The 26,265-nt window shown below is 68.0% G+C and carries 22 protein-coding genes and 1 pseudogene; 10 read left to right on the top strand and 13 right to left on the bottom strand.

Annotated features, from left to right (window positions below; genetic code table 11):
- Positions 1-107: 107 nt before the first annotated feature.
- The 5 genes from AAHF99_RS26470 to AAHF99_RS26450 form a co-directional block, all read right to left on the bottom strand.
- On the bottom strand, positions 108-284 hold the full coding sequence (locus AAHF99_RS26470; protein WP_342167321.1) for a hypothetical protein: 177 nt from the start codon (positions 282-284) through the stop codon (positions 108-110).
- The gene (locus AAHF99_RS26465) at positions 281-658 is read right to left on the bottom strand and encodes a hypothetical protein (RefSeq protein WP_342167320.1); all 378 of its coding nucleotides are present in this window, start codon (positions 656-658) and stop codon (positions 281-283) included. Before AAHF99_RS26465 ends, AAHF99_RS26470 begins: the two co-directional genes overlap by 4 nt.
- Positions 659-904: 246 nt before the next feature.
- Positions 905-3,949 carry an efflux RND transporter permease subunit gene (locus AAHF99_RS26460; RefSeq protein WP_342167319.1) on the bottom strand — a complete coding sequence of 1,015 codons (3,045 nt, stop codon included), beginning with the start codon at positions 3,947-3,949 and terminating at the stop codon, positions 905-907.
- Between the two features lie 22 nt (positions 3,950-3,971).
- Positions 3,972-5,057, bottom strand: a complete 1,086-nt coding sequence (locus AAHF99_RS26455; protein ID WP_342167318.1) for an efflux RND transporter periplasmic adaptor subunit — start codon at positions 5,055-5,057, stop codon at positions 3,972-3,974.
- Positions 5,054-6,178 carry an efflux RND transporter periplasmic adaptor subunit gene (locus tag AAHF99_RS26450; RefSeq protein ID WP_342167317.1) on the bottom strand — a complete coding sequence of 375 codons (1,125 nt, stop codon included), beginning with the start codon at positions 6,176-6,178 and terminating at the stop codon, positions 5,054-5,056. Before AAHF99_RS26450 ends, AAHF99_RS26455 begins: the two co-directional genes overlap by 4 nt.
- Positions 6,179-6,277: 99 nt before the next feature.
- On the opposite strand from AAHF99_RS26450, the gene AAHF99_RS26445 reads away from it, so the two are divergent.
- From AAHF99_RS26445 to AAHF99_RS26405, 9 genes are all read left to right on the top strand, one after another.
- Positions 6,278-6,850: a TetR/AcrR family transcriptional regulator gene (locus tag AAHF99_RS26445; RefSeq protein WP_243958107.1), complete on the top strand. Its 573-nt coding sequence runs from the start codon at positions 6,278-6,280 to the stop codon at positions 6,848-6,850.
- A 67-nt stretch (positions 6,851-6,917) separates the two neighbouring features.
- Positions 6,918-7,913 carry a phosphoribosylaminoimidazolesuccinocarboxamide synthase gene (locus tag AAHF99_RS26440; protein ID WP_342167316.1) on the top strand — a complete coding sequence of 332 codons (996 nt, stop codon included), beginning with the start codon at positions 6,918-6,920 and terminating at the stop codon, positions 7,911-7,913.
- Between the two features lie 108 nt (positions 7,914-8,021).
- On the top strand, positions 8,022-8,510 hold the full coding sequence (locus tag AAHF99_RS26435) for a hypothetical protein (protein ID WP_342167315.1): 489 nt from the start codon (positions 8,022-8,024) through the stop codon (positions 8,508-8,510).
- Positions 8,507-8,758 carry a monovalent cation/H+ antiporter complex subunit F gene (locus AAHF99_RS26430; protein WP_243958103.1) on the top strand — a complete coding sequence of 84 codons (252 nt, stop codon included), beginning with the start codon at positions 8,507-8,509 and terminating at the stop codon, positions 8,756-8,758. The genes AAHF99_RS26435 and AAHF99_RS26430 overlap by 4 nt, the downstream gene beginning before the upstream one ends.
- Complete coding sequence (locus AAHF99_RS26425) at positions 8,755-9,039, top strand: monovalent cation/H(+) antiporter subunit G (protein ID WP_342167314.1); 285 nt, start codon at positions 8,755-8,757, stop codon at positions 9,037-9,039. The genes AAHF99_RS26430 and AAHF99_RS26425 overlap by 4 nt, the downstream gene beginning before the upstream one ends.
- Positions 9,036-9,305, top strand: a complete 270-nt coding sequence (locus AAHF99_RS26420) for a Na(+)/H(+) antiporter subunit B (RefSeq protein WP_342167313.1) — start codon at positions 9,036-9,038, stop codon at positions 9,303-9,305. The genes AAHF99_RS26425 and AAHF99_RS26420 overlap by 4 nt, the downstream gene beginning before the upstream one ends.
- Positions 9,302-10,078 (top strand): MnhB domain-containing protein, encoded by a 777-nt coding sequence (locus AAHF99_RS26415; RefSeq protein ID WP_342167312.1) that lies wholly within the window; start codon positions 9,302-9,304, stop codon positions 10,076-10,078. The genes AAHF99_RS26420 and AAHF99_RS26415 overlap by 4 nt, the downstream gene beginning before the upstream one ends.
- A complete protein-coding gene (locus AAHF99_RS26410; protein WP_243958079.1) occupies positions 10,075-10,434 on the top strand; it encodes a sodium:proton antiporter in 360 nt (119 codons plus the stop codon). Before AAHF99_RS26415 ends, AAHF99_RS26410 begins: the two co-directional genes overlap by 4 nt.
- Positions 10,431-12,173, top strand: a complete 1,743-nt coding sequence (locus AAHF99_RS26405) for a complex I subunit 5 family protein (RefSeq protein WP_342167311.1) — start codon at positions 10,431-10,433, stop codon at positions 12,171-12,173. The genes AAHF99_RS26410 and AAHF99_RS26405 overlap by 4 nt, the downstream gene beginning before the upstream one ends.
- A 9-nt stretch (positions 12,174-12,182) precedes the next feature.
- Here AAHF99_RS26405 and AAHF99_RS26400 read toward each other — a convergent pair whose 3' ends face one another.
- The 7 genes from AAHF99_RS26400 to AAHF99_RS26370 form a co-directional block, all read right to left on the bottom strand.
- Positions 12,183-13,313: a DUF2827 domain-containing protein gene (locus AAHF99_RS26400; RefSeq protein ID WP_342167310.1), complete on the bottom strand. Its 1,131-nt coding sequence runs from the start codon at positions 13,311-13,313 to the stop codon at positions 12,183-12,185.
- Between the two features lie 11 nt (positions 13,314-13,324).
- On the bottom strand, positions 13,325-14,539 hold the full coding sequence (locus AAHF99_RS26395; RefSeq protein WP_342167309.1) for a DUF2827 domain-containing protein: 1,215 nt from the start codon (positions 14,537-14,539) through the stop codon (positions 13,325-13,327).
- Positions 14,536-15,669 (bottom strand): DUF2827 family protein, encoded by a 1,134-nt coding sequence (locus AAHF99_RS26390; RefSeq protein WP_342167308.1) that lies wholly within the window; start codon positions 15,667-15,669, stop codon positions 14,536-14,538. Before AAHF99_RS26390 ends, AAHF99_RS26395 begins: the two co-directional genes overlap by 4 nt.
- 111 nt (positions 15,670-15,780) lie before the next feature.
- Positions 15,781-16,518, bottom strand: a complete 738-nt coding sequence (locus AAHF99_RS26385; RefSeq protein ID WP_342167307.1) for an invasion associated locus B family protein — start codon at positions 16,516-16,518, stop codon at positions 15,781-15,783.
- 52 nt (positions 16,519-16,570) lie between these two features.
- Positions 16,571-16,882: a hypothetical protein gene (locus tag AAHF99_RS26380; RefSeq protein ID WP_342167306.1), complete on the bottom strand. Its 312-nt coding sequence runs from the start codon at positions 16,880-16,882 to the stop codon at positions 16,571-16,573.
- A 181-nt stretch (positions 16,883-17,063) separates the two neighbouring features.
- Positions 17,064-17,663 (bottom strand): invasion associated locus B family protein, encoded by a 600-nt coding sequence (locus AAHF99_RS26375; RefSeq protein ID WP_342167305.1) that lies wholly within the window; start codon positions 17,661-17,663, stop codon positions 17,064-17,066.
- A 214-nt stretch (positions 17,664-17,877) separates the two neighbouring features.
- Positions 17,878-20,208 (bottom strand): YadA family autotransporter adhesin, encoded by a 2,331-nt coding sequence (locus tag AAHF99_RS26370; RefSeq protein ID WP_342167304.1) that lies wholly within the window; start codon positions 20,206-20,208, stop codon positions 17,878-17,880.
- A gap of 7 nt (positions 20,209-20,215) precedes the next feature.
- Between AAHF99_RS26370 and AAHF99_RS26365 the strand changes: the two genes are divergently transcribed.
- On the top strand, positions 20,216-20,518 hold the full coding sequence (locus tag AAHF99_RS26365) for a hypothetical protein (protein ID WP_342167303.1): 303 nt from the start codon (positions 20,216-20,218) through the stop codon (positions 20,516-20,518).
- On the opposite strand, the pseudogene AAHF99_RS27250 reads toward AAHF99_RS26365, so the two are convergent.
- Positions 20,467-26,265, bottom strand: a pseudogene (locus tag AAHF99_RS27250) (hypothetical protein); the annotation flags it as partial. The gene AAHF99_RS26365 and the pseudogene AAHF99_RS27250 sit on opposite strands and share 52 nt — an antisense overlap.

Raw genomic sequence — 26,265 nt, 5'->3', positions numbered from 1 at the left:
GCTTGACTATGCTGGATCGCTCGACGGATCGCCTCCGTCGTCGTGGCGCTGCCGTGAAGAACCTGGCCCATAGCGCGTCCCTCCACTCCGACGTGAAGAGTGCACCATCAAACCCCGGGATCAAACAGGTAGGTGGCGAGCTGCGCCCGCTTCAGGGCCGGGATCTGCTCCAGGATCATGGGCAGGTCGTACTCGTCGGCGCGATACACGGAGCCCAGGACTTCCAGGCTCACGGGGCAGTCGATCTCGGGCTCGGCGCCGCTGGTCGGGTGCGCTTGCGTCATGGTCGCCTCTCGGGGATCGCTGGGTCGAAGGTCGGCTCGGATGCCTCACGGGGGGCATCCGTATCAAGCCCCCTCGGGGCAGGAATTTCGAGGGCGGCCGCGCTCGCCACCACCCGCGACACCGGCGGGACCCAGGGACCGAGGCAGCCGGTGCAGACCGATTCGATGATCCGCCGCGCGCGCTGGTTGCTGCGCTCCCAGGCGGCCTCGCGGGCGGCGCGCTCCGCCTCCGCCCCTCCCCCGGCGCCGAGCGCGGCGGGGTCCGGCTGCGGACGGATGCGCAGGACCAGCACCTCCTGCGCGCCGGCCTGCGAGGGGAGCGCGAGGCAGGCCAGCACGGCCGCGCGGCCAAGCGCATTCCTCATGCCTGCCATGCCCCGCCCTCCGCGCACCGAGCTGCATCGGTGGGTCGGTAGGGTAAACGGGCGGTTAACCGAACCCGCTAACCTTTCGTTAACCCGCCGGCGCGACGCTGAGCTTTACCGTTCGGAGGTGTCGCCATGACGTTCCTGAACATTGCACTGCCCGGCCTCGCCTCCCTGATCCTCCTCCACCACGCCCTGCGGCGCGGGATGCGGCCGAAGGCCGTGAGGATCCGAGCCCGGCGCCGGTAGCGCGGCTCACGCGGCCTTCTCCTCGCGGATCCGGTAGACGCCGACATAGAGCGCCGGCAGGAACAGCAGCGTCAGGAAGGTCGCGGCCAGGATGCCGCCGATCATCGCGAAGGCCATCGGCCCCCAGAACACCTCGCGGGCGATGGGGATGAGGCCGAGGCTCGCCGCCGCCGCCGTGAGCAGGATCGGCCGCATCCGGTGGTGCGTCGCCTCGTAGACCGCGTCCCACGGCGTCTTCCCCTCGGCGTGGAACTCCTCGATCTGGGTGACGAGGATCACCGCGTTGCGGATGATGATGCCCACCAGCGCCAGGATGCCGAGGATCGCGACGAAGCCCATCGGCTTGTCGAACAGCAGCAGCGCGGGCACCACGCCGATCAGCCCCAGCGGCGCCACGGTGAAGACGAGGAACATCCGCCCGAAGCTCTGCAGCTGGATCATCAGCAGCGTCGCCATGGTGAGCAGCATCACCGGCACAACCTGCGCGATGGGCCCCTGCCCCTTGGCCGATTCCTCCACGGCGCCGCCCGTCGCCAGGGTGTAGCTCTCGGGCAGGGCCTCGGTGAAGGCGTCGATGCCGGGCTTCAGGTTGGCGACGATGGTGGCCGGCTGCGTCGCGTCGCGGATCGTCGCCCGCACGGTCACGGTCGGCATCCGGTCGCGGCGCCAGACGATGGGCTGCTCCAGATCGTAGCCGATGGTGGCGAAGGCCAGCAGCGGCACGACCGCGCCGTTGGCAAGCCCGATCTGCAGGCTCTGCAGCGTGTCGAGGGAGGTGCGCTCGGCGGCGCGGGCGCGGCCTATCACGTCCACGAGGTAGATCGAATCGCGCACCTGCGTGATGCTCTGCCCGCCCGCGATCCCGTTGAGGAGGCCGGCGATGTCCTGGCTGGTCACGCCGAGCTGGCGCGCCTTGTCCTGCAGGATCTGCACGCGCAGCACCTTGCCGGGCTCGTTCCAGTCGAAGGTCGGCACGTCGAGACGCGAATCCTGCCCGACCACGTTGGCGAGGTCGAGGGCGCGGCGGCGCACCTCCTGCACGTCGGGGCCGCTCAGGCGGTACTGCACCGGCCGCCCGACCGGGGGGCCGAGGCTCAGCGGCTGGACAAGGACGTCGGTGCCGACGAAGTCCTGCCGGCCGCGCGTCTGCAAGCGCGCCATCACCCGGTCGCGGACCTCGAGCGACTTGGTGACGATGACCATCTGCCCGAAGAACGCGTTGTTCAGCTGCTGGTCGAGGGGGAGGTAGAACCGCACTGCGCCCTGCCCGACATAGGACGACCAGCTCACGATCTCCGGATCGCCCTTCAGCCCCGCCTCGAACCGGTCCATCTGGGCCTTGGTCTCGGCGATGGTGGCGTTCTGCGGCAGGGTGAGATCCACCAGGATCTCCGGCCTGTCCGAGGACGGGAAGAATTGCTGCTGCACATGGCCCATGCCGACGATGGCCACCGCCATCAGGCCGATGCACGCCGCGACCGTCGTCCAGCGCCAGCGCATGGCGAGGCGCAGGCTCGCCAGGAAGATCCGGGTGAACAGGCCGCGCTTCTCGGCATGGTGCTTCACCGTCTTCGGCAGGAGGGCGACGCCGATGAGCGGCGCGAACAGCACCGCCACCACCCATGACACGAGCAGCGATGCCGCGATCACCACGAACAGCGAGTAGGTGTATTCGCCCGCCCCCGAGCCGTTGAAGCCGATGGGCAGGAAGCCCGCCACCGTCACCAGGGTGCCGGTGAGCATCGGGAAGGCGGTGGAGGTGTAGGCGTAGGTCGCGGCCTTCTTCAGGTTCTCCCCGAGTTCGAGCCGCGCGACCATCATCTCCACGGTGATCATCGCGTCGTCGACGAGGAGGCCGAGCGCGATGATGAGGGCGCCCAGCGAGATGCGCTGCAACGTGACGTCCATCACCTGCATGACGACGAAGACGATCGCCAGCACGAGGGGGATCGAGACCGACACGACGAGGCCGGCGCGGATGCCGAGGCTCACGAAGCTCACCCCGAGGACGATCACCACCGCCTCGACCAGCGCCTGGGTGAAGCCGCCGACCGCCTCCTCCACGATGTGCGGCTGGTCGGAGACGAGATGCACCTCGACGCCGAGCGGCAACTCGCCCTCGATGCGGTGCATCTTCTCCTTCAGGGCCTCGCCGAAATGCAGCAGGTTGGCGCCGGGGCGCATAGCAATGGCGAGGCCGAGCGCCGCCTTGCCGTTCACGCGGAACAGCGGCGAGGGCGGGTCCGCATAGCCCCGGCTGATCTCGGCGATGTCGGCGAGGCGGTAGAAATGGTCGTTCACCCGCAGGTTCACGTCCTGCAGGGATGTCTCGTTGGCGAAGGAGCCGCTGACCCGGAGCGAGATCCGCTCCGGCCCGGCCTGCACCACGCCGGAGGCCGAGACCGCGTTCTGCGCCTGCAACGCCTTGGTGATCGCCTGGAGGTCGATGCCGTAGCCCGCGAGCTTGCGCGGGGAGAAGTCGAGGGAGATCACCTCGTCCTGCGCGCCGAGGATCTGTGTCTTGCCGATATCCGGCACCTTCAGGATCTCGGTGCGCACCTTCTCGACGTAGTCGCGCAGCTGCCGGTAGCTCAGCCCGTCCGAGGAAAAGGCGTAGACGTTGCCGTAGACGTCTCCGAACTCGTCATTGAAGAACGGCCCCTGCACGCCCGAGGGGAACTGGTTCTTGATGTCGCCGAGGCGCTTGCGGGTCTGGTAGAAGGCCGGCTGCACCTGCGACGGCTTGGTGGTGTCGCGGAACTGCACGAACACCGTGGTCTGGCCCGGCGTGGTGTAGCTGCGGACGTAATCGAGCCCGTTGAGCTGCTGAAGCTCCTTCTCGATCCGGTCCGTCACCTGATCGAGGGTGTCGGTGATGGTGGCGCCCGGCCACACGGCCTGCACGACCATCGTCTTGATGGTGAAGGGCGGGTCCTCCTCGCGGCCGAGGCGGCCATAGGCCATCACCCCGGCGAGCAGGCAGACGCCCATCAGGAACCACACGAACGACCGGTGCCGGAGCGCCCAATCGGAGAGATTGAAGTCCTTCACGATCTGATCCGGTCCCGCTCGGTCACTCGGCGGCGGTGGCGAGGCGCACGGCCTGCCCGTCGCGGATGGAATGGACGCCCGCCACCACGACGCGCTCGCCGGGCTTCAGCCCGTCCGTCACGGCGATCTCGTCCGGGTTCTCGGGCGCCGGCCCGAGGGTCACGTCGCGGCGGGCGACGGAGGCCCCGTCCGCCGCCACGACCCAGAGCGAGCGCCGCTCGCCCTCGACGAGCAATGCGGTCGCCGGCAGCACGAAGCTGCGGGGCTTGGCGCGGCTGAGGGAGACGGTGATCGTCGCGCCCAGGCGGAAGGCCGGGTTCGGGTCTTCCAGGGTCATGCGGATGCGCCGGGTGCGGGCGCCCGTCTCGGCGAAGGGTGCCGTCTCGCGGACGCGGCCCCGCGCCGTCATCTCCGGCGCGCTTTGGAGAGAGACGGTGAACACCCCGTCCGCCGGCATGGCGCCGACGAGCCCTTCGGGGATGTCGACCACCGCGTCGCGGGCCTCCGGCCGGGCGACGGTGACGACGCCCTGGCCGGCGCTCAGCACCTGACCGATCTCCGCGAGGCGCTGCGTCACCACCCCGTCGAACTCGGCCTTCAATTCGGTGTAGCCCATCTGGTCGCGGGCCTTCTGCAAGCTCGCCTCCGCCTGCGAGAGGCGAGCCTGCGTCGTGTCGCGCCGGGCCACCGCCTGATCGAGGGAGGCTTGGCTCACCGCGTTGCCCACCATGAGGCGCCGCGTCCGCGCCTCGGCGGCGGTGGCGTTCTCGGCCTGACCGCGCGCATCGGCGAGGTCCGCCTCGGCGCGGGTGAGATCGAAGCGCGAGACCACCGGATCGAGGGCGGCGAGGCGCTGGCCCTGCTTCACCAGATCGCCCACCGTCACGTCGCGGGCCACCATGCGGCCGGGGATCTGGAAGCCGAGTTGCGACTGGTAGCGCGGCTCCACCGTGCCGGGGAACGGGCCGAAGGTGAGGCTGTCGCTCGGCTGCGCCACCTGCGTCAGCACAGGGCGGATCGGCGCCGGCTCGTGCGCCTCCTCCGTGGGCTTGCACGCACCGAGGGCAAGGGCGCCGAGCGCCAGGAGGGCAGCGGGGAGGCGGTTCATCGGCGTTCGCCCGTCACGGCCGCGCCCTGGAGCGGCGTCTCGCCGAGGGCGATGGCGGCGACCGTCTGGCCCGGCCGCAGGAACTGGATGCCCGCCACCACGACCTGCTCCCCCGGCTCGATGCCGGCTTTCAGGGTGATGACGTTCGGCCCGTAGCGGTCGATGACGACCTTGCGCACCGAGACCGTGCGCTTGGCCGGATCGTAGACCCACACCGCCGGCTGGTTCTCATAGCGGTAGAGGGCCGACCACGGCAGCACGATCACGTCGTTCGGCATGAACGTCCCGCGCCCGACCACCACCGCGCCGAGGCTCATGCCCGGCGGCGTCGATTCGAGCCCGATCTTCACCCGTACCGTGCCACTCGACGCATCGACGGTGGGCGAGATCTCCCGCACCGTGCCCTTGGTCTTCACCGACGGATCGGCCTGGAGCGAGACCTCCACGACCTTGTTGCCGGGCGGCCGGGCGGTCAGCGCCTCGTAGACGTTGAACACCGCGTCGCGCGGCCCGTCCTGCGCGAGGACGAGGACGGTCTGGCCCGACTGGACCACCTGCCCGACCTCGAAATCCCGCCGGGTGACGATGCCCGGCACGCCCGCGCGCAACTCCGTGTAGTTCAGTTGCTCCTGCGCCGTGCCGAGGGCGGCCTTGCCCGATTCGACGGCGGCCTGGGCCGTGCGCAGCTCCTGCTCCGCGTTGTCGTAGGTCGAGCGGGTCGTGTAGCCGCCGCCGAGGAGCTGCTTCTGCCGCTCGAAGGTGAGCTTCGCCTGCGTGAGCTGTGCCTCCGCCGAGGACAGGGCCGCGCGGGCGTTGTCGAGGTTGGCGCGCTGGGTCAGCGGTTCGAGTTCGGCGATGACCTGATCCGCCGCGACATGGTCCCCGACCTCCACGAGGCGCTTGGCGACCTTGCCGTTCGTGCGGAACGAGACGTTGACCTGCGCCTGGGGCTGGATATCGCCGCTGAATACGACATCCTCCACCATGGCGGTCTTGCGCGCCTCCGCGACGCGCACCCGCAGAAGCCCCTCGTCCTCCGGCGGCGGTGAGGCGGCGGCGAGGAACGGCGCCGCGAGGACAACGGCGGCGAGCGAGAGGCGGATCTTGCAGCGAGGAGGCATGATGCGGGCGGCAGCGCAACGATCGCCGGGCGGCGGGGGAACCTTAGCTCCCTATAATCTCTTCGCTACATACCGTCCAGTCGGTAACTAAGGATCGTCATGCAGCCCAAGCGCCAGCGGCTCGCCGAGCGACCGGAGATCATCCTCGACGCGGCCGACGCCCTGTTGCTGCGCAACGGCGCGCGGGGCCTCACCATCGACGCGGTGGCCGCCGAAGCGGGGCTGAGCAAGGGCGGCGTGCTGCATCATTACGGCTCGAAGGACGCGCTGGTGGCCGCCCTCGTGGCGCGCAAGCTCGCCTCCCTGCGGACGGGCATCGCCGCCTGCGAGGTGACGGAGACGGGGGAGCCCCGGAGCCTCGCGCGGGCCATGGTGGCGCATTTCCGGCGCAACCTCTGCGACGACGACGAGATCTCGCGGTCGCTGCTCGTGGCCTCCATCGAGAACCCGGCGGCGCTGGCCGATTACAGCAGCTTCGTGACGGAACGGCTCGGTCGCCTCGCGGAGTCCGAAGGTGGGTTCGGCGCGGGATCGGTGGCGTTCTTCGCCATCCTCGGCATCGCCATGGGCCGCGCGCTCGGCTTCCACGAGTTCCCGCCGGAGCAATACGACGCCGTCTTCGCGGCCCTCGACCGCATCGCGGCCCTGGACGATCCCACTGCGAAGGCGTGAGCCCTCTGGCCTTCCCCCGCACTTCCGCGCAAAGGCTTGTCCCGCGACACCCAGCCCGGAGCGCATGATGGATCACGCCGCCCTCGCCCCCTATGCCCGGCACGTGCTGGAGGAGGCGACCCTCCCCGAACTGCCGAACCATTACCGGGGCAAGGTCCGGGACAATTACGACCTGCCGGACGGCCGCCGCATCCTCATCACCTCCGACCGGATCAGCGCCTTCGACATCGCGCTGGCCGCGATCCCCTTCAAGGGCCAAGTGCTGACCCAGACCGCCCGGTTCTGGTTCGAGCGCACGGGCGACATCTGCCCGAACCACGTGCTCGCCTATCCCGACCCCAACGTCGTGGTGGGCCGGCGCCTCGCCATCCTGCCCGTCGAGATCGTGGTGCGCGGCTACCTCGCGGGCACGACCTCGACCTCGATCCTCACCCGCTACAAGGCCGGCGACCGCGCAATGTACGGCCACCGCCTGCCGGACGGCCTGCGCCCGAACCAGAAGCTCGACCGGCCGATCATCACGCCCACCACCAAGGCCGACCACGGCGGCCACGACGAGCCCCTGACCGAGGCCGAAGTCCTCGAGCGCGGCCTTCTCACCGCCGAGCAATGGCGGATCGTCAGCGAGGCCGCGCTGGGCCTGTTCGCGCGCGGCCAGGAGATCGCCGCCGCACGCGGCCTGATCCTCGCGGACACCAAGTACGAGTTCGGCCTCGATGGGGACGGGCGGATCGTCCTCGCCGACGAGATCCACACGCCCGACAGCAGCCGCTACTGGTTTGCGCAGAGCTATCAGGAGCGCTTCGCCGCCGGGGCGAGCCCGGAGAGCTTCGACAAGGACTTCATGCGCAACTGGGTCGTCGCCCGCTGCGACCCCTACAAGGACCCGATCCCCACGATCCCCGCCGAGGTGATCCTGGAGACGGCCGCCGTCTATATCCGCGCCTTCGAGACCATCACCGGCCAGGATTTCACCCTGCCCGACCCGTCCGAAGAACCGCTGGAGCGCATCCGCCGGAACATCGCCGCCTATCTCGCGGGGGACACGGCTCCGAATTCTTGAGGGACCCCCTCGCCCGAGCGGAACCGTAAGCCGGCTGCACCATTGTGCCGCCAGGCTGACCGCTGCTGTGGGGGGCCGCTTCTCTCCGACCCGGTGGCGCCCCCGGCCATGCCCTCCGATTCCGCCGCCGCGAATCCCCGACTGTTCGCCCTCACGGCCGCCGCCGCCTGGGTGGTGCTCTTCGCCCTCTACCTGCTGTTCGCCGGCTCGTTCAGCCTCGACGAGGCGGCGACCGGCGCCGCCGCCGCGACCCTCGCCTGCCTCTGGTGGGCCCTCGGCGGGCGGCGCGGCGGGATGCGCTTCGCCGGCTGGACGCGCCACCTCGGCCGCCTCGGCAGCGCCACCCTCGCGCTGCCCGGTGCGACGGTGCGGGTGGCGGGGCAACTCGTCCACCACATCCGCTACGGCCGTCCGCCGGGCCGGACCTTCTACGAGCGGGACGCCGAGAGCGCCTGGGCCGTGGCCGACACCCCGGCCGAGCGGGCGCTCGGGCTGATCGCGAAATCCCTCGCGCCGGACAGCTTCGTGCTGCGCGAGAAGGGCGGGGATGCCGGCATCGTGGAGCACAGGCTCTCCGGCGGAGGGGACGCGCGATGAGCCTCTGGACCTGGGCGATCCTCGCCCTGCTGCCGCCCCTCGTCCTGAGCGTCGCGCTGACCTGGCGCGGGCGGCCGGGCCAGCGGCTCGCCGCCTACCAGCTCGCCACGACCGTCGGCGTGCTGGTGCTGACGCTCCTGACCTTCGCCACGGATCAGGCCTCGGTGATCGACCTCGCCCTCACCACGGTGCTGCTGGGCCTGCCCGGTACGCTGCTCCTCTCCGTCTTCCTGGAGCGCTGGGTATGACGGTGCTCATCGCGATCCTCCTCGGCTGCGCCGTCGCCGCGACATGGCTCTCGGCGCTCGCGATCCTGCGGATGCCCCGCGCCCTCGACCGGCTGCACGCGGTGTCTTTCCTCAACATCGTGGCGGGCATCGCCATCACCGCCGCCGGCTTCGCCTCGGACGGCGTGTCCGTGCGCTCCCTCAAGATCCTGCTGATGACCGTGCTGCTCGTCGGCTTCGGGGCCGTCATCACCCACGCCGCCGGGCGGGCGATGCTGCTGCGTGAGGGCCGCTCGGCATGAGCGTGATCCTGCCCCTCCTGTTCCTCCTCACTGCCGCCTCCGGCACCGCCGTGGTGCTGATCCGCGATCCGGCCCGGCAGATCTTCGCCATCGCCGGCAACGGCATCGTCCTCGCGATCCTGTTCACCGCGCTGCAGGCGCCGGACGTCGCCCTGTCCGAGATCGCGGTGGGCGCGGCGGCCGTGCCGCTGCTGTTCCTCGTCGCGCTCATGGCCGTGCGGGCGGGCAAGGTCGAACAGGCCTCCGACGAGACCCGCGAGCCATGACCCCGCGCCTGCGCCTCACCCTGCTCGGCGCGGCCCTGGCAGCGCTCCTCCCCGGCACCGCCGCCGTGATCGGCCGGCTGCCCGAATTCGGCGCGACCATCGCCACCTATGGCGAGCGCATCAACGCCATCGTGCCGAAGGAGCGGCATGTGGCGAACATGGTCAGCGCCATCAACTTCGACCTGCGCGGCCTCGACACATTGGGCGAGGAGTTCATGCTGCTCGCCGCCATCACCGGCACCGTGGTGCTGCTGCGCGGCCGGCGCGGCGAGGACATGACCGACCGCGCCATGCGCCTGCCCGGCCGGGCGATCCTGCCGCGCTCCGAGGCCGTGGTGCTGACGTGCCGCCTCGCCGGCCCGCTGCTGATGCTGTTCGGCCTCTACATCGTCGTCCACGCGACGGTGACGCCCGGCGGCGGCTTCCAGGGCGGCGTAATCCTCGCCTCGGGCACGCTCCTCGCCTATCTCGGCGAGGGCTATTCCGGCTGGCGCGACGTGGTCCGCAGCCACTGGCTCGACGCGATGGAGGGCGGGGGCGCCTTGCTCTTCGCCCTGTGCGGCCTCGCGCCGATGCTGGTCGGCGCGGCCTTCATGCAGAACGTGCTGCCCTTCGGCACCTTCCGCGATCTCTATTCGGGCGGCCTGATGCTGATCGAGAATCTGGGCGTCGCGCTCGCCGTCTGCGGCGGCTTCACCCAGCTCTTCCTCGAATTCCTGGAGGAAACCCGCGAAGCCGACGGCCCGGACGAGCCGGGGGAGGACACCGCGTGACCTGGCTCCCCTACGCCGTCGCCGCGTGGCTGTTCGCGGCGGGGCTCTACGGCCTCGCCTCCAGCCGCAACCTGATCCACCTCGTCGGCTGCCTCTCGGTCTGCCAATCGGCGACCTACGTGCTGCTGCTCGGCCTCGGCTATCGCTGGGGCAGCATCGCGCCGATCTTCTACGATCACCCCCCCGGCACGCCCGCCGTCGATCCGGTAATGCAGGCTCTCGTCCTCACCGACATCGTCGTCGGCGCCACGCTCACCGCCCTGCTCCTCGTCCTCACGGTGCAGATCTTCAAGCGCAGCGGCACCCTGGACCCGGAACACCTGAAACCCATGCGCCGCAAGGGCGACACCCGGTGATCGCAACCCTCGTCCCCTTGCCCGTCGCGGTTCCGCTGGTGGTCTGCGCGTCGCTGCTGGCGACCGCCCATCTGCTGCCGAAGCGCGTGCCCGACATCCTCGCCACCCTCACCGCCCTCGCGGTGAGCGTCCTCTGCGCGATCCTCGCCTCCCATGCGGGCGACGGCACCATCGATTACTGGTTTGGCGGCTGGGAGCCCCGCGAGGGCGTGGCGCTCGGCATCGGCTTCTCGGTGGATGCCGCGAGCGGGTGGATCGCCGCCTTCATCGGCCTGCTCTACGCCCTGGCCTTCGTCTTCGCCTGGGGCTTCTTCGGCCGCACCCACGGCCATTTCCACATCCTGATGCTGCTCTTCCTGGCGGCGATGGTCGGGTTCTGCTTCACCCGCGACCTGTTCAACCTGTTCGTGTGGTTCGAGGTGATGAGCGTTGCGGCCTTCGCGCTCACCGCCTACCACCTGGAGGAATCGGCGCTCGCCGGCGCCCTCAACTTCACCATCGTCAACAGCCTCGCCGGCTTCCTGATGCTCGGCGGCATCGGCCTGCTCTATGCCCGCGCCGAAACCCTCGACTTCGCCGGCATCGCCGCCGCCGTGGCCCATGCCGGCACCGATCCGGTCGTGGCCGGCGGGTTCTGCCTCGTGGCGGCGGCGCTGATGATCAAGGCCGCCGCCGTGCCGTTCCAGTTCTGGCTCGCCGACGCGCACGCGGTGGCGCCGAGCCCGGTCTCGGTGATCTTCTCCGGCGCGATGGTCGCCCTCGGCGTGTTCGGCCTCGCCAAGCTCACCACCTTCGTCTTCGCCGGCTCGGACCAGATCCAATGGGCCGTGCCGCGCCTGATGATCGGCCTCGGCGCGGCGAGCGCGGTGCTCGGCGGCTGGATGGCCCTGCTCCAGCGCCACCTAAAGCGCCTGCTCGCCTTCTCCACCATCTCCCACGCCGGCATCATGCTCACCGGCATCGGCGCCCTCTCGGCCAACGGGACCGGCGGCCTGCTCGTCTACGTCGTCGGGCACGGGATGGTGAAGGGCGCGCTCTTCATGATCGCCGGCATCCTCCTCGCCACGCGGGCGAGCGTAGACGAGATCAACCTGCGCGGCCTCGGCAGGGGCATCGGCCACGCCGGCGCGGCGATGGCCATCGCCGCCCTCCTCCTCGCCGGCCTGCCGCTCGGGCTGCTCGATCTGGGCTCGCGCCTACTCCACGGCGCCCTTGAGGACACGCATCCCCTCGCCCTCACCGCGAACCTCGTCGGCGCGGCGCTGACCGGCGCTGCCGTGCTGCGCGCCACCGGGCGGATTTTTCTCGGCCTCGGCGAGGATCCCGGCGACGAGGCCCACGCTCCGAGCGAGGAGGAGCGCGAGAAGGCCGACCGGCCCCTCTGGCTGATGCTCGCCCCCGCTTGCGTGCTCCTCGCCCTCGACGTCCTCGTGCCGGCCGACTGGGTCCGCGCCATGGCGCCCGGCGCGGTGAGCGCCTTCAGCCGCCAGACGATGACCGGCCCCCTGCACATGGCCGCCGCGACCGGCGCCTGGGTCTCCGTCGCCGCCGCCATCGCCCTGGCGGCCTATTCCCTGTTCCGCCACCGCCTGCCCGGGATTGTCGTGCGGTCACTTCAGCGGACTCAATCCGCCCCCGCCCGGCTCCTCGAAGCCCTGCACAGCGGCCTCATCGGCGATTACGTGGCGTGGCTCGCCGTGGGCCTCGCCCTCATCGCGGGGACGCTGGCGCTGCCCTGATCCGCCGGGCTACGCCCGCACCCCCGCGACCAGTTCGAACAGCAGGTCGTCGTAATGGACGACGAGATGCGGGTCGTCGGCGAGATAGCGCGCAATCCGCGAACGCTGCACCTTCCGGTAATCCTGCCAGGACCGGTCATGCGCCGTCAGCACCTCGACCAGCCGGTCGGCCCCCTCCGCAAGATCGTGGCCCCGGTAGTAATAGCCGAGGTCCTTCACGATGTCGGCGTTGTGGACCAGCGGATACCCCTGCCAGCAGCATTCGAGATAGATGTAGTTGAGCGGCAGGCCCCATTGATGGGACACCACCACGTCGGTGTATTCCGCCAGGAAAGTCGGCGTGGTCACGCGGCCGACGAAACACGCCTTCTGGGCATGGATCAGGTCACAATACTGCATCAGCGCCGCGAACTCGGTGTTGTCGTGGACGAACCGATCCGAATTAGCGACGTACAGGAACTTGACGCGATCCGGCTCGCGCCGGAAGGCCCGCTCGGCGATGAAGATCGGATAGAGGCAGAACTTCATCACATCGATGTTGGGCTCCAGGACCGAGATCCGCTTGGGCTCCGCAGAGGGCTGGTATTCGCCGTGGTGCGGCAGGTCCTTCGTGGCAGCCTCAAGCGCCATCGGATCCCAGACGAAGGGCACTTCCCGCACCGGGCAGCGGCGCAGGGTCTCGAAGAAGCCCCGGTTCAGGTCCCACACCTGCGGGATCGCCCAGATGCAATCGTACTCCCGGTTGACGAAGATCGCCTCGAACAGTCGCCGCTGGAAGATGATCGCTTCCATGGTCTGGACGTATTCGGGACCGCAGCAATAGCTGACGATCTTCGTGCCCTGCTGCTTCAGGGCGGCGGTCTGGTTCCAGTCGATCTGCCCGCCGAGTTCGATCAGCACGTCGAGCCCCTGCCAGCCCTCGTCATAGGGCAGGGTCGGAAACCGCTTCCGGTCCCACGGTAGTTCGTCGCCGAGGATGACGGGCGTGGTGTTGAGCAGCGTCACACTGTGCCGGTGCTTCGAGTTCAGGAACAGCTTCACGAGATACAGGGCGTTCTGCTTGATCCCGTTGAGCCACAGGCTCTCGGCTTCCTCGCGCAGCCCGATCGTGATCCCGATCCTGAGGGAGCGTCTCTCCATCGCCTGATCCTTTACAGGGCGGGCGCCGGGACGCGGCGGGGCGTGGGGGCCGCTGCGAGACTGCCGGGCTCGAACAGCCCCGCGATGGCCTCGCTGTAGAGCCGCACATTGGCATCCGATGAGGGATCGAGCTTCATCAGCAACTTGCGCCCATCCGCGACATACGTTTTGAGGTTGAGATCGTGCTGCCGGAACGCCTGCAACAGCGCCTTGCCGCCCTCCTCGGGGTCGAAGTTCGTGTAGCGATAGCCGCAATCCTCGATCAGATCGGAATTGTGGATCAGCGGAAAGCCGCCGTACAAAGCTTCGTAATACAAGTAATTCTGCGCGTTCTCCCAATGATGGGACACGATGGCGTCCGCGAAGGGCCCCATCACCTCGACGATGGGGTAGCGCCCCTCGAAGCTCGCCTTGCCGTGCGAGACGAGATCGAGGGCCCGGGCGAACTTCACGAAGGTCTCGTTTTCCCGCACCGTATCGGTGTTGAACACCCGCACCGCCTCCACGATGGTCGGGTCCATCCGGTAGGCGACCTCGCAAGCGAGAAGCGGAATGTGCGAGGTCTTCACCGAACACAGGTTCGGCTCCAGCACCGCGAGGCGCCAGCGCGCCCGCCCCGGTACATAGCGGAAATCGTAGGAGCCGCCGCGCGCCGCTGCCGCCTGTTCCAACAAAGTCGGCGACCACAGATGCTGCATGATCCGCACCGGGGCGCGGCAGCCGGTGGCGTAGTAGCCCGCGCAGGTGCGCGCGAAGGCCGGAAGGGTCCACACCTCGTGGTAAGGCGTCTGCGTCATGAGCAGGCCGGGCGGCAGCTTGAACGCCATGCGCTCGGCATCGATGACGTAGTCGTTCGCGACCCGCATCGCCACGATGCGCCCGCCCCGCGCGGCGAAGGCCTTGCCCCATTCCCCATCGAGCTGGGCGCTCAATTCGATGACGACATCGAGGTTCTCCATCGCCTCGCCCATGGTCATGACGGGCGCCTCGGCGCTCTTCAGAAAGGCGGCCGACTTCTCCGGCGTGCCGGGCCCCGCCACCACGACGCAGCACCATTCGACGAGGGGCGACTTCCGCAAGGTCTGCAGCAGGAAGAAGCAGTTCTGGAAGATCCCGTTCTCCCAGATCGTCTGTTTCTCGTCGCGCAGGAACAATGTCACGCCGACGCGCAGGCGCGACTGTCCCGTCCGCTTGCCCCGCAGGACCGGTCCAAGCGGCTTGTTCACGCCGATCTCCGCTTGTGGCCCGTGGCGACAAGGCTCAACAGCCGCCGCGCGTAATGGTCGATATTCGCCCGCGACGACGGGGACAGGCTGTCGATCATCGCCCGCGCCCGCCCGGCATAGGCATCGAGGTTGCGATCATGCGTCTGGACCGCCTGCAGGAAGAGTTTGGCGCCGCCGAGGACATCGGAGGTCTCGTAATAATACCCGACATCCTTGAAGATCACCGAATTGTGGATGAGCGGATACAGGCCGTAGAGCGCATCGAGATACACATAGTTCTGCGGACAGTTCAGCTGGTGACTCACCACCATGTTGTCGCCCCGCCCCATCACATGGGCGAAGTAATCGCGGCCGACGATCTGGGTCTTCCCCGCCTGATAGGTCGCCATGCTCTGCATGAAATGGACGAAGGCCGGATGCTCGGTCTTCCCGTCCCCGTTCAGGTAGGTCACAAGATCGATGGTGCCGGGCGCCTGCCGCTCGGCCACATCGCAGATCATCTGCGGGATCAGCCCCATCTTGATGGGCGAGATGTTCGGCTCGAAGATCGCCGGCCGTGCGGTGCCGGCCTTCAGCGAACCCGGACGATACCCGTAGAGCGATTCACCGTTCGGCCCGCGCTGGATCGTCTGTTCGAGGAACCGGGGCGACCAGAGATACGGGACCTCGTGCACCGGGCAACGATGGATGGTCCGCATCATCGGCGCGAAGATCATGTCCTTCGCGAGCAGCCAGATTTCCTCGCAGCGCTCGGCGTCGATGAAGAACCCCTCACGGTTGAAGACCGTCGGCTCGATCAACGCCACATAGGGCTGGCCGCACTGGTGGATAATGAACTTGCCGCCCCGGAACCGGAACCGGCGGATCCATTCGACGTCGATCGCCCCGCCCATCTCGATGGCGACATCCACGACATCCGAGGCCTCCGCCTGGGTCAGGATGGGGAAGCGCAGCGCCTCCTCATCCGACCCGCGCGGATGCGTCGGCCGGTCGCCGCAATTCACGAAGTAGACGGCTTCGATGAAGGGGATTTGGTTCAGCAGGCTGGCGAAATGATAGATGTTCTGGACGAGGCCGTTATTCCAGACATGCTGTTTATCACCCGTCATGATCGAGACGCCGACGCGCATCGCGAATCCTTTGGACTGAGGCGCCCCGCGCCGACACGACGTTTCGTCGAACGCGCCTGACGATCACGGATCGAACCGGGGAGCGGGACCGAGCCGCCCCCGGTTCTGCCGTTACTTCGAGCCGAGATAGGCGAGCGTGTTGCGCGCTTCCTGCAAGGCGTACTCGACCTTCACTTCGCCAACCCCGAGCCCGACCCACGACGCCGTGGCGCTGGGCGCGCTGGCCAGTTCCTGCAGCAGGGCATCGTCCAACTGCACTGTCGCGGTGCAGAGGGCCGGCTCGCAGCTTTCGTAGGTCAGGTGGCGCGGCGCCGCCTTGCCGATCTGCACCGTCGCGCCGGACTTGAGATCGATACCGGTCGGAGTCTGGACGACGAATGTCGCCGTGTTGCCGGTCTTGACCACGCTGACGAACAGGATCGGCCGCCGATCCTCGTTGCTCTTGATCACGCCCATCTTGGCGATGCAGGTCCGCCCCGAATTGTCGGCGGGCGGCGGAAGGCAGGTCACCGTCCAGCCCTGGAAGTTCTGCGTCTCGTTGGCCGGAGCCGCGGGCGCCGCCTGCGGGGCTCCCTGGGGGGCGGCCGGCGGCGCGGACGGCGTCAGCGACAGCGGACCGTTCGTGGTCGGACCCGCCGCCACCGTGGTCGTCGGGCCGGTGCCCGCCCGCTCCTGAATCTTCGGGACGCTCTTCTCGGCCGGCTGGGGCGCCCGCAATTGCGGCACGCTCGGCTTCGCCCCGAAGTTGAAGCCCTTCACCTCGGGATCTTGCGCCCGCGCACCGCCCGCCAGCAGCGCGATCGCGCAGAGCGCCGACATCGCGCTCGCGACAGCCCTCGTCTTCGTCATGGCAGCAACCTTCATCGTTTCAGTCATGGTATCGATCGCGCGAGACGGCCCTTTACTGGCCATAGATCACGCGATAGCTCGCACCCTTCGACGGATCATTGATCTCACCCGCCTTGGGATCGACACGAATACATTTGTGGATCTTTCCGGTCGCATCACCGCAATCGATGATCTCGTAAGCCGGCTGAGCATGCGACTTACTCAGAAACGCGGAGACGTTCGACACACTGAGCATCAGAACGTTGCCTGTGAGAACCAGAAAGATCAGAAACAGCACATTCTGCTTCAAGCTGTTGAGCATCTCATTCTCCTCTGCGGAGCGTCCGTCACCACCTCGGATGCCCGACAGCTCCTCGACCTTCACGCCCCGTCGCGACCCACCGGAACGGCCCACGCAATCCCGCGATCACGAGATTTCGTATGCCGGCCGACTACTCCGTCTCGCCCAACACCTGATCGACGTCTCATTCGAGAGCGCCTTTATTATTGATTTGAAGCCCGGCGCGCGAATTCTTATGGAGAAGCCACAGCGCCGAATTATTTAATCACCAAGTCTTCGTGCTTTGGGCCAACGTTTCAGAAAACCCTTGCCCCGAGATCGTCATGACCTTTGTCTCGGGCGCCGGGACAGGAGGCTTCTTCTTCGTCTTCTTCGCAACACGCTCCTTCGGCGGCGTCGAGACACGCACCCCCTCCCCGGCATTCAGGATGAACACGAGCTTCGGATCGAGGGGGAACATGTACTTGCAGGTATTGTCACAAATCATCGGGTTGACGACCTGGGAAAACTCGACCTTGACGACTGATCCATCGACCTTGCCGAGATGGCTTGCATCGACGGAAATAGCTTTTCTCTGAGTGACCTCAGTTGGAATTGAAATCATCATGGCCGGTATTCCAGCATCGGTCGTTGCGATGATGACTGATCCAGCCGTCTTCCCACCGGCATCCGCCACGGACGACAGAAGGTTACAAATTCTTCGCTTGATTCTGATGATCTGCTGACATTTCGCGTACCATTCACCGAACTTGAAATCCCGGTTTTCGACCTCGCCATCCTTGAAGATGCTCGGATCGATCGCCGGAGTCGCAACGGTTTCCTGAGCCCGTGCCCCAGGGCCGAAAGCGGCCACCGAGAAAAGCACCAGAAGTCTCAGGCCAATTCGTCGTCCCATGCTGCTTCGTAGCATGAGCAGCGCGCGAAGTACAGCACTTCATCCGTCAATAGACAGATTAGTTCCCGTACTTACAGTTGCATTGTGGACTTTATAGGTACTTGTATTTGAGTAATTCCACAAAAATCCGGGATTTGTTGGGAAAACGGGCCGGGAACTCGTATTCCCGGCCCGCCCCAGCACCTTACCAGCTGTAGGTCAGGCCACCCGCGACGCCGAGCTTGTTGACGCCCGGCGTGTATGAGACGGACGCCGTCCCGCGCCACGCGCCATCCTCCGACGTGAACCCATAGCCGACCGCCATGGCCCCCTGACTGTCGTAGAAGCCGCCGCCAATACCCAGGCTCTGCGAACCGGGGCGATCGGAGAAGCGCAGCTGGCTCATCGCGAAGGCAGAGGCCACGCCACCCGCAGCGATGGAGCGGTTTCTGGTGATCTGCGTCTGCAGGTGCGCCGTGACTTGGTTCATGTTGTTTTGCAGAGAGGTCAACCCTGTATCGAGAGCGCCGATCGCGCCGCCGACACTGCTATAGCTCGACCCCTGCACTTTGTAGGACGGAGCGGACATCTGCCCCGTCGCCGCATCGAAGGTCGATCCTCCTCCCAGGGCAGACGCAAGCGAATTGCCCAGGGAGAACATCTGCCCTCCGTTGATGGCGTCCGTCGACTCCGCTGCGATCTTTCCGGCCGCGACGTTGTGCAGGATGACCGGCCCGGTCCCCGATCCAGGTTGGAGGAACAAGTCGTTCGGAGAGCTCGCCATGGGCCGAGCATCCGAGGGCGACGTCCCACTCCGTATCGGCCCAACCTGCCCATTCGCCAGACCTGTCGACAGGGCCGCCACGGAACTCGCCGTATTGATGAGACTGGTCGAGAGCGAGGTGACACCTGTCGAGAGGGAGGTGACTGTACTCGCTGTGCTGACCAGCCCCGTCGAAAGGGACGCGATCGAGCTGGTGTTGGTCGTGACGGTACTCGAGATCGACGCGACGACGCTGCCCGTCGAGCTCAGTCCGGTCGAGAGCGACGCGACGGAACTGCCTGCCGCACTGAGCCCGGTCGAGAGTGAGGCTGCCGACCCACCGGAAACTGGTGTGTTGTTGGCCAATTGGGAGACGCTCGTCGAGAGCGAGACCACGGAATTGGTCGTCACCAGCAACCCGGTCGACAGCGACTTGATTTGCGTCAGCGTCGTCGACGCCACACTGAACAACTGGCTTCCGTTCACTGCATCCGTCGAGGTCGCGGAGATATAGCCGGCCGCGACATTCTTGATCTGCCGCTCGCTGCCGACCGCACCCACTGAGAAGACGCCGACCGGCGACGACCCGGCGAAGCCGCCGTAGACCACATCGTCCACCCGTTGGGATGCGGTGGCCACAGCGATCGACGTTCTCGCGCCATCGCCGATGGCAACACTCCGGGCCACCGTGGCATTCGCCCCGGAGCCGATGGCGATGCTGGCACTGGCGCTGCTTCGAACCGTGGCTCCGTCGCCGATGGCGATGGCGCCGCTGTTCAGAGCCTTGGTCAGGTTACCCAGCGCGATACTGCCGCGACCGGCCGCGACCGTCGTGTTGCCGAGCGCCAGGGCACCGTCGGCATCGGTCCCGTTCGCGGTGCCATCGCTGCTGGCGATGCTGTCCAGGCCCATCGCGATGGTACCCTGACCGATGGCGTAGTTCGGATCGCCGATGGCCACGGCGCCTGCGCCCCTCGCCACGTTGCGCGCACCGACCGACACCGCCGAACCGCCGGCTCCACCCGTGGCCTTCGCCCCGACGCCAACCGCGACGTCGTTCGTGTTCGCGGCCACCGCCTCGCCGCCGATCGCGACGCTGTCCGCCCCCTTGGCCTGCGCGCCCGCCACGCTGTTGCCGCCGATCGCCGTCGCCCCCGCCGCCGAGGCCGCTGCGTTCGTCCCGAGGGCCGTGGCGTAGGAGGCGCCTGCCGTCGCAGAAACGCCGACCGCAAGGCTGATGGTACCCGCCGCATTGGCGCCCCTGCCCAGAGCCACCGCCGTGGTCGTAGCGCTGTTGGGGGTCCAGCTGGCGATGATCGAAGTCACATCGCTCGTGACGCTGTACAGCTGGCTGCCGGTCACCGCGTCTGTTGAAGTCGCACTGATCACGCCGGCGGCAACATTCGTGATCTTCTGCGGTGAATTGGTCCCATGACTGGCGTCATAGCTGCCTGTCACGGAATCCCACTGCAGTGCATTGGTCCTCAACTCGGCAACGCCTGTTGAGAGCGAGACAATCGAACTGTTCGCTGCGCTGAGCCCACTCGACAGCGAGAGCACACCGCTGCTGCCCACCGTCAAGATCGCCGTCGACAGAGACGCCACTGAGCTGTTGGTCGAGTAGAGCTGATCGCCATTCACCGCATCGGTGGAACCGGCATTGAGCCGACCCGCCGCGATATTGGTGATCCGCTGCGCAACTCCGTTGCGGCTTGCATCATAGGCGCTCAGTCCGGATTTCCACTGCAGCGCATCCTGCTCCAGCGTCGCCACCGAGCTTGTGACCGACGTCACGCCCGTCGAGAGCGTAACGATCCCTGTCGACAGCGAGGTGATCGAGCTGTTCGCCGCAACGATCCCGGTCGACAGCAACGCGATCGAGCTGTTGGTGAAGCTCAGACCCGTGGACAGCGAGGTGACACCGCTGGTCCCGACGCTCGTGATCGCCGTCGACAGCGACGCGATCGAGCTGTTCGACGCGCTCAAGCCCGTCGACAGCGAGCCTACTTGGCTCGTGGAGGTGGAGGCCACCGAGAATAGCTGGCTGCCGTTCACCGCGTCAGTGGACGTCGCGCTCAATTGACCTGCCGCCACGTTCTGAATCTGCCGCTCTTGTCCGGCGCTACCGACGGACACCACGCCGTACGGCGAAGTGCCGGCAAATCCTCCGTATGTTGATGCGCCAATCACCGCCGACGATACTGCGACACCCGCCGCAGTCGTTGCTCTGCTACCTAACGCTACGCTATTGGCCTCGCTTGCATTGGATAAAGCGCCCAGTGCGACAGAAACTTGGCCTGATGCCGTCGCGGCGCTACCGACTGCCGTCGACCAGTTGCCAGTCGCGCTTGAGACATTACCCAACGTCGTTGCGGCATATCCAGTCGAACGCGCCGCATTACCGACCGCGACCGTATAGTTTGCTGACGCGTTTGTGCTGTTGCCGAGAGCTATTGAATAGTTTCCGATTGCACTTGCGTGATCGCCCATCGCAACGGCTGATTGACCGCTTGCAACCGCACCTGCGCCAATCGCCGGAGACGTGCTACCGATGATTGCTGCTACCGGCGCGACACTCGTCGACAGAGAACTCACCGCACTGTCTGTCGATGAGAGCCCCGTCGACAGCGAACCGACCTGGCTCGTCGTCGTCGAGCTCACCGCGTACAGCTGGCTCCCGTTCACCGCATCCGTCGACGTTGCGCTCAACGTCCCCGCCGCCACGTTGGTGATCTTCTGCGCAGACCCGCCCCGGCCGGCGTCGTAGGCGCCCAGCGTCCCGTTCCACTGCAGCGCATCGCGCTGCAGCGTCGACACCGACGCGCTCACCGTGCTCACCCCGCTCGACAGCGAGCCCACTTGGCTCGCCGCGCCAGACAGACCCGTCGACAGCGACGCCACGCCCGTCGACAGGGACGCAATCGAACTCCCCGCCGCACTCAGACCCGTCGAGATCGAGGCCACCGAACTGCCCGTCGCGGTCAGACCGCTCGACAGCGAGCCCACCTGGCTCGTCGCGCCGGACAAGCCCGTCGACAGCGACGTCACACCCGTCAACAGGGATGCAATCGAACTTCCCGCCGCGCTCAAACCCGTCGAGATCGAGGCCACCGAACTGCCCGTCGCGGTTAGACCGCTCGACAGCGACGTCACGCCACTGCTGCCCACCGTACTGATCGCCGTGGACAGCGACGTGATTGAGCTGTTCGACGCACTCAGACCTGTCGACAGCGAACTCACGTGGTTCGTCGTCGTCGATGATACCGCGTACAGCTGGCTGCCGTTCACCGCGTCCGTCGAGCTCGCGCTCAGCGTCCCCGCCGCCACGTTCGTGATCCTCTGCGCAGACCCGCCCCGGCCCGCGTCGTAGGCGCCCAGCGTCGTGCTCCATTGCAGCGCATCACGCTGCAGCGTCGATACCGACGCGCTCACCGTGCTCACGCCGCTCGACAGCGAGCCCACCTGGCTCGCCGCCCCCGACAGACCCGTCGACAGCGACGTCACGCCCGTCGACAGGGACGCGATCGAACTCCCCGCCGCGCTCAAGCCCGTCGAGATCGAGGCCACCGAGCTACCCGTCGCGGTCAGTCCGCTCGACAGCGAGCCCACCTGGCTCGCCGCGCCAGACAGGCCCGTTGATAGTGAGGTCACGCCCGTCGACAGGGACGCGATCGAACTCCCCGCCGCGCTCAAACCCGTCGAGATCGAGGCCACCGAGCTACCTGTCGCGGTCAGTCCGCTCGACAGCGAGCCCACTTGGCTCGCCGCGCCAGACAGACCCGTCGACAGCGACGTCACACCCGTCGACAGCGATGCGATCGAACTCCCCGCCGCGCTCAGACCCGTCGAGATCGAGGCCACCGAGCTGCTCGTCGCGGTCAGACCGCTCGACAGCGAGCCCACCTGGCTCGTTGCGCCAGACAGGCCCGTCGACAGCGACGTCACACCCGTCGACAAGGATGCAATCGAACTCCCCGCCGCGCTCAGGCCCGTCGAGATGGAGGCCACCGAGCTGCCCGTCGCGGTTAGACCGCTCGACAGCGACGTCACGCCACTGCTGCCGACATTCGTGATCGCCGTCGACAGGGAGGCGATCGAGCTGTTGGCGGCACTCAGACCCGTCGACAGGGAGGTGACACCGCTGCTCCCCACGCTCGTGATCGCCGTCGACAGCGAACCGACCTGGCTCGTCGTCGTCGATGACACCGCGTACAGCTGGCTCCCGTTCACCGCGTCCGTCGACGTTGCGCTCAACGTCCCCGATGCGACGTTCGTGATCCTCTGCGCAGACCCGCCCCGGCCCGCGTCGTAGGCGCCCAGCGTCCCGTTCCACTGCAGCGCGTCACGCTGCAGCGTCGATACCGACGCGCTCACCGTGCTCACGCCGCTCGACAGCGAGCCCACTTGGCTCGCCGCGCCGGACAGGCCTGTCGACAGCGACGCCACGCCCGTCGACAGCGACGCGATCGAACTCCCCGCCGCGCTCAGGCCCGTGGAGATCGAGGCGACCGAGCTACCCGTCGCGGTCAGACCGCTAGACAGCGAGCCCACCTGGCTCGCCGCGCCAGACAGGCCCGTCGACAGTGACGTCACACCCGTCGACAAGGATGCAATCGAACTCCCCGCCACGCTCAGACCCGTCGAGATCGAGGCGACCGAGCTGCCCGTCGCGGTTAGACCGCTCGACAGCGAGCCCACTTGGCTCGCCGCGCCAGACAGGCCCGTCGACAGCGACGCGATCGAACTCCCCGCCGCGCTCAGGCCCGTCGAGATCGAGGCGACCGAGCTACCTGTCGCGGTCAGTCCGCTTGACAGCGAGCTCACCTGGCTCGCCGCGCCAGACAGGCCCGTCGACAGCGACGCGATCGAGCTCCCCGCCGCGCTCAGACCCGTCGAGATCGACGCCACCGAGCTGCCCGTCGCGGTCAGACCGCTCGACAACGAGCCCACTTGGCTCGCCGCGCCAGACAGGCCCGTCGACAGCGAGGTCACACCCGTCGACAGCGACGCGATCGAACTCCCCGCCGCACTCAGACCCGTCGAGATCGAGGTCACCGAGCTGCCCGTCGCGGTTAAACCGCTCGACAGCGACGTCACACCGCTGCTTCCGACATTCGTAATCGCCGTCGACAGCGAGGCGATCGAGCTGTTGGCGGCACTCAGACCCGTCGACAGGGAGGTGACACCGCTGCTCCCCACACTCGTGATCGCCGTCGACAGCGAACCGACCTGGCTCGTCGTCGTCGATGACACCACGTACAGCTGGCTCCCGTTCACTGCATCCGTCGACGTTGCGCTCAACGCCCCCGCTGCCACGTTGGTGATCTTCTGCGCAGCCCCGCCCCGGCCTGCGTCGTAGGCGCCCAGCGTCCCGTTCCACTGCAGCGCGTCACGCTGCAGCGTCGACACCGACGCGCTCACCGTGCTCACGCCGCTCGACAGCGCGCCCACCTGGCTCGCTGCGCCAGACAGGCCCGTCGACAGTGAGGTCACACCCGTCGACAGCGACGCGATCGAGCTCCCCGCCGCGCTCAGACCCGTCGAGATCGAGGCCACCGAGCTGCCCGCCGCGGTCAGACCGCTCGACAGCGAGCCCACCTGGCTCGCCGCGCCAGACAGGCCCGTCGACAGCGACGTCACACCCGTCGACAAGGATGCAATCGAACTCCCCGCCGCGCTCAGACCCGTCGAGATCGACGCCACCGAGCTGCCCGTCGCGGTCAAACCGCTCGACAGCGACGTCACACCGCTGCTGCCGACATTCGTGATCGCCGTCGACAGCGAGGCGATCGAGCTGTTGGCGGCACTCAGACCCGTCGACAGGGAGGTGACACCGCTGCTCCCCACGCTCGTGATCGCCGTCGACAGCGAACCCACCTGGCTCGTCGTCGTCGAGCCCACCGCGTACAGCTGGCTCCCGTTCACCGCGTCCGTCGATGTTGCGCTCAACGTCCCCGCCGCCACGTTCGTGATCTTCTGCGCAGCCCCGCCCCGGCCCGCGTCGTAGGCGCCCAGCGTCCCGTTCCACTGCAGCGCGTCACGCTGCAGCGTCGATACCGACGCGCTCACCGTGCTCACGCCGCTCGACAGCGCGCCCACCTGGCTCGCCGCGCCAGACAGGCCCGTCGACAGCGACGTCACACCCGTCGACAGCGACGCGATCGAACTCCCCGCCGCGCTCAGACCCGTCGAGATCGACGCCACCGAGCTGCCCGTCGCGGTCAGACCGCTCGACAACGAGCCCACTTGGCTCGCCGCGCCAGACAGGCCCGTCGACAGCGAGGTCACACCCGTCGACAGCGACGCGATCGAACTCCCCGCCGCGCTCAGACCCGTCGAGATCGAGGCCACCGAGCTGCCCGTCGCGGTTAAACCGCTCGACAGCGACGTCACACCGCTGCTTCCGACATTCGTAATCGCCGTCGACAGGGAGGCGATCGAGCTGTTGGCGGCACTCAGACCCGTCGACAGGGAGGTGACACCGCTGCTCCCCACGCTCGTGATCGCCGTCGACAGCGAACCCACCTGGCTCGTCGTCGTCGAGCTCACCGCGTACAGCTGGCTCCCGTTCACCGCGTCCGTCGAGGACGCGCTCATCTGGCCCGCCGCCACGTTCTGGATCTGGCGCGTCTCCCCCGCCTTGCCCACCGACACCACGCCCACCGGCGCAGTCCCCGCAAAACCGCCGTAGGTCGAGGTCCCGATCGACACCGACGCCACGCCCACCGCCGCCGACGTCGTCGTCGCATCACCCAGCGCAACACTGCGCGCCACCGACGCCGCCGCCCCCGCGCCCAGGGCGAGCGAGCTGACCCCGCTCGCCGACGAACCTCCGCCCAGCGAGACCGCTCCCCCGCTCGACGCGTTCGCGTTCTGGCCGATGGCCACCGCATTCCCCTGCGACGCGAGGCTGTAGTTGCCCACCGCCACGGAGTTGCCCCCCGCCGCGTTCGCCGCACGGCCCAGCGCCGTACTCGCACCACCCGGTGCCGTCGCCCCGGTGCCGATCGCCGTCGAACCGCTGCCGCTCACGCTCGCGTTGAAGCCGACGGCCGTCGAGAAGTCCCCGGTGGCCTTTGCGCTGGGCCCGTATGCCGCCGCGTACGAGCCGCTCGCCACCGCACCCGACCCAATCGCAGGCGCAGGGCTCGTCAGCACGCCGAGCCCCGTCGACAGTGAACTTACCTGACTCGTCGTGCCAGACAGACCCGTCGACAGCGACGTCACACCCGTCGACAGCGACGCGATCGAGCTCCCCGCCACGCTCAGACCGGTCGACAGCGAACCCACCTGGCTCGTCGTCGTCGAGCCCACCGCGTACAGCTGGCTCCCGTTCACCGCGTCCGTCGAGGACGCGCTCACCTGACCCGCCGCCACGTTCTGGAGCTGGCGCGTCTCCCCCGCCTTGCCCACCGACACCACGCCCACCGGCGCAGTCCCCGCAAACCCGCCGTAGGTCGAGGTCCCGATCGACACCGACGCCACGCCCACCGCCGCCGACGTCGTCGTCGCATCGCCCAGCGCCACGCTGCGCCCCACCGACGCCGCCGCACCCGCGCCCAGCGCGAGCGAGCTGGCCCCGCTCGCCGACGAGCCCCCGCCCAGCGAGACCGCCCCCCCGCTCGACGCGTTCGCGTTCAGGCCGATGGCCACCGCATTCCCCTGCGACGCGAGGCTGTAGTTGCCCACCGCCACGGAGTTGCCCCCCGCCGCGTTCGCCGCACGGCCCAGCGCCGTACTCGCACCACCCGGTGCCGTCGCCCCGGTGCCGATCGCCGTCGAACCGCTGCCGCTCACGCTCGCGTTGAAGCCGACGGCCGTCGAGAAGTC

The organism is Methylobacterium litchii, from assembly GCF_038442315.1.
In the GTDB taxonomy this organism is placed as follows: Bacteria; Pseudomonadota; Alphaproteobacteria; order Rhizobiales; family Beijerinckiaceae; genus Methylobacterium; species Methylobacterium litchii.
This window is presented reverse-complemented; position numbering and strand designations above follow the sequence as displayed.